General features: G+C 46.6%; 2 protein-coding genes. Both read right to left on the bottom strand.

All coding sequences use genetic code 11. The features are described 5' to 3' along the window. Positions 1 to 8: 8 nt before the first annotated feature. The gene (locus FFR48_RS28120) at positions 9 to 269 is read right to left on the bottom strand and encodes a hypothetical protein (RefSeq protein WP_137669601.1); all 261 of its coding nucleotides are present in this window, start codon (positions 267 to 269) and stop codon (positions 9 to 11) included. Between the two features lie 36 nt (positions 270 to 305). After that, positions 306 to 755: a nucleoside-diphosphate kinase gene (ndk, locus tag FFR48_RS28115; RefSeq protein WP_096572562.1), complete on the bottom strand. Its 450-nt coding sequence runs from the start codon at positions 753 to 755 to the stop codon at positions 306 to 308. Positions 756 to 887 lie beyond the last annotated feature (132 nt).

Raw genomic sequence — 887 nt, 5'->3', positions numbered from 1 at the left:
GTCTTTACCTAGTCCAGATCGTAGCATCGTGAGTGAAGACATGCAAGTTGTGTATTGACGTGTATACTGATGTGCAATTGGTGTGAATAAGTGACTGGGGCATGGTGCTTGCATGCTGGGGATGTGGTCCTTATGACTGCGAGCTGGGGGCTGTTGACCGGGGACCGGGACCTGGGGACTGGGGACTGGGGACTGGGGACTGGGGACTGGTGACTGGGGACTGGGGACTGGTGACTGGTGACTGGTGACTGGGTAAGAGTTTTTACCAATTACCCATTACCAATTACCAATTACCAATTACCAAACTATTCTTTCAACCAGGGAGCTAAATGAGGAGTCCAGCTAACCAACTCCTCATCCTTAAACCACAGTTTAATTTCTCGTTGTGCAGTTTCAATCGCATCAGAACCGTGGATCAAGTTCCGACCAATATTAATCCCAAAATCACCGCGAATAGTACCAGGTTCAGAGGTTAAAGGATTGGTAGCACCAATAATTTTTCTTGCAGAAGCAACCACACCTTCACCTTGCCAAACCATCGCCACCACGGGTCCAGAAGTAATAAATTCTACTAACCCAGCAAAAAAAGGTCTTTCCCGGTGAACATCATAATGTTGTTCAGCCAACTCTTTACTGACATTAATCAACTTTAAGCCTACCAGGGTAAAGCCTTTAGTTTCAAAACGACGGATAATTTCACCCACCAACCCGCGTTGAACTCCATCAGGCTTGATTGCTAAAAAAGTGCGTTCCAAAGCTGTCTCCAAAAGCATAAAAAAGTTATCTGGGTTAATTGTCAATTGTATGTCCGTCTTTTGTCTAGTATTTACAGGAAGAAATAAGACAGGGGGCTGGAGGCAGGGGGCAGGATGCAGGGGGCAGGAGGC

The sequence above is a fragment of the Sphaerospermopsis reniformis genome (assembly GCF_005402885.1).
GTDB classification, from domain to species: Bacteria; Cyanobacteriota; Cyanobacteriia; order Cyanobacteriales; family Nostocaceae; genus Sphaerospermopsis; species Sphaerospermopsis kisseleviana.
Note: the sequence above shows the minus strand (reverse complement) of the source record. Positions and strands in the feature narration are given on the sequence as shown.